A 3,065-nucleotide genomic window follows, 5' to 3' on the forward strand; every position below is an offset into this window, starting at 1 on the left:
TGCTCCCCCTCCCTTCAGGGAGGGGGCCGGGGGGTGGGTCTTCGCTCCGCGCACCAATTCCGCCTCCAGGTGCGCGCGGGTTTTCCTCCCCTCCCTTCAGGGAGGGGTTGGGGGTGGGTTGCCTTTCCTCCCCCTCCCTTCAGGGAGGGGGCCGGGGGGTAGGTTGTCTTTGGCCGGGGGGTCGGTTGCCTTTTCCCGCTCACTCCGGGCGCTCGTCGTCCGGGGTCCACCCGGTCGCGTCACGGCGGCGGCGGTCGTACTCCGCCAGCAGCCCGTCCGGGCGCCCGTCCGTCCACGTCACCCCGGAGTACACGTTCAGCCGCTCCCGCCCCTGCCGCGTCCGGGTCTTCGTCACCCGGCGGAACGCCTTCCGCACCTCCGCCCCGAAGTTCCCGTCCGCCAGCGGCAAGTACCGCCGCTGCCGGCACCACTCCACATAGGCCGCGAACAGCTCCACGCACCGCAGCGCCGTCCCCTCCTGCTCCCGCACCTGCTCCCCCAGGAACAGCCGGTGCGGGTTGCACAACTCCCGGTGCTCGGCCTTCGCCGTCTCGCACGCCGCGCTGGACGTGAACCCGTTCGCCCGGTGCAGCCGCAGCAGCCCCGCCAGCGCCCAGTTCAGCACGCCCGGCAATTCCCCGGACCCCACCCACCACTCCGGCTCGCTCATCCCCCGCACCCGCTCCTCCGCCGAGATCACCGCCGTGAACGGCACCAACTGGTACCGCCGCCACACCCCCTCCGTCCGGTCCGCGAACCGCGGCGGGGTGTTGGTGGACAGCAGCAGCCGGGCCGTGGGCCGGGCCGAGACCGGGGCCTTGTTCTTCCGGTCGAACGTCATCAAATCGCCGCCCACGAAGCTCTTCAGCTTGGCCTCCGCCACCTTGTCCAGCTCCCCCACCTCGGCCACCGCGTTCACCAGCTTCCCCAGCGTCGCCCCCAGCGTGAACCGCTCCCCGAACTCCTCCAGCGGCACCGACGCGTAGTTGTGGTCGCCGATCAGCGCGCGCAGCGCCGCCAGGAACGTGCTCTTCCCGTTCGCGCCGTCGCCCGTTAGTAGGAAAAACTGCTGAAAGCGGGTGTCGAACCGGAGCAAGTACCCGGCGATCTCCTGGAGGAGCGACTGCCGCTCCGCGTCCCCCTCGGTCACCCGGTCGAGGAACCGCAGGAAGGTGGGGCACTCTGCGGCCGGGTCGAACGCGACCGGGATCGCGGCCGGGGTGAAGTACAGCGGCGTGGCCGGGTGCAGCGCCGCCCGCCCGGTGGCGAACAGCTCGGCCACGTCGATCAGCCCGTTGGCGCACGCCACGAACTCGCGCGGCTCCGGGGCCGGGCGCAGCCGGGGGATGTGGTCCGCGTCGGCCGGGTCGGCGGCCAGCAGCACCGGCCACGCGACCGCCCCGTCCAGGTGGCACATGGAGGCCGCGGCCGTCACGGCGTTGCCCACCTTCCGCGTGTCCAGCTTCACCACCTTGGGCCGCGGCCCCTGCCGCCCGCCATGCCCCCACGCCGCCACCGCCACCCGGTGCGCCGCCTCGCACTCGCCCCGCAGCACCACCCACGCCCGCTTCTCGAAGTCGTCGTCGGGCACCGACACGTACCGCCCGCCGCGCCACTCCCACCACTCCGCCCGGTGGTAGATCACCGTGGGCAGCGCGCCGGCCCGCGGCACCAGCAGCCGCCCGAGCCGGTGCGGGTCCAGAAAGTCCTCGTGGACCGGCTCCGAATCGTTCGCCCCCTCCCCTGCCCCGCTCGGCGCGGGCGGCGGTGGCGGTGGCGGGGGTGGTGCGGCGGTTCCGTCGCTTCCCGCGGTGGGCGGGGCGGCCGGGCGGCGCGGGGCGTACCCTTCGGTGCGGAGCTGCTCGGCCAGCCGGGCGAAGTCCCCGCCGAACTCCAGGTGGCACCGCAACTGGCTGGGGTTCAGCCCGCGGTCCGGGGGGACGTTGGTGGCGTCGGTGAACCCGTAGAAGATCGGCACCCCGGACACCGGCATCAGGTTGCCGCTCGTGTCAGCGTCCTTGCCCGGCCGGCGGAAGTCCCAGCGCGGCCCGCGCCGCCCCAAGGGGGTCCACCCGTGCCGCTGAAGTAACTCCCCGACCGCCTCTTCCGTGGCCGCGCGGTTGTACGCCGCGAACACGTCCGTTTCCCCGCCGGGGCCGGGCCGGCGCTGCGGCGCACGCGCAACGGGGGCGGGGGCGCGGACGGGTTCCGGGGTGCGGGTGTCGGGGGGAATCAGGGCCGGGGAGTCGCCGGCGAGCGACAGCACGTGTTCCACGGCGTCGGCCCCGGTGCGCCAGCCGGTGCCGTCCCACACGGGGGACCAGAAGTCGCGGGCGTGGTGCCGGCCGACCAGCCGGAGCCAGCTCCCGTACCGGGCGTTCGCGCGCAGCTCGCGCTGCTTGGGGAACGTTTCCGGCGCGGCGGGGAGGCCGAACGCGGCGTGGTCGCGCGCCAGCCAGCGGCCGAACGCGAACAGCTCCCGGGCCGGCACCGGCTCGGCGAACAGGGCCAGCAGGTGGAACCCGCCGGTGCCGTTGGACTGCGTGAGGAGCGGGCGGAACCCGAGCCCGGTGAGGCGGTCGAAGCCGGCCCGCGCGAACCGCTCGTTGGCGTCCGGGTCGAACGGCCGGTCGGCGTGCGCGTCCACGTCCACCGCGACCCACTTCCCGGTGCCGTCCGGGCCGATGGCGTGCAGCCCGACCACGTGCGCCGCGCCGGTGGCGCTGAAGTGCTGGACCAGCCGCGGGTGGCTGACGAACCCGGGGGCCGGCCCGTCCGAGGGGCGGGTGGTGCGGCGGACCTTCCCCCCCGCGCCGACGAAGCACCCGCCGCACCGGTCGGTGCGGTTCACCATGCGGAGCAGCGCCCAGCGCGCCAGCTCGTCGGCCCGCGCGTGCCAGGGGTTCGGATGGGCGACGGTCATAAATCGATCCAGGCGTGAGCGCGAAACAGGAGAGACGAAGACCCCAAGGCAACCCACCCCCCGGCCCCCTCCCTGAAGGGAGGGGAGCAAAGGCAACCCACCCCCAACCCCTCCCTGAAGGGAGGGGAGCAAAGGCAACCCA

Annotated in this window: 1 protein-coding gene; it reads right to left on the reverse strand. The window is 74.2% G+C overall.

The window, feature by feature from the left end; genetic code table 11:
• Window positions 1–199 precede the first annotated feature (199 nt).
• Window positions 200–2,923, reverse strand: coding sequence for a phage/plasmid primase, P4 family (locus R5W23_RS06300; protein WP_320685601.1), 2,724 nt, complete (start codon window positions 2,921–2,923; stop codon window positions 200–202).
• Window positions 2,924–3,065: the final 142 nt, after the last annotated feature.

Origin of the sequence: Gemmata algarum, assembly GCF_034097035.1 — a bacterium.
Classification (GTDB): domain Bacteria; phylum Planctomycetota; class Planctomycetia; order Gemmatales; family Gemmataceae; genus Gemmata; species Gemmata algarum.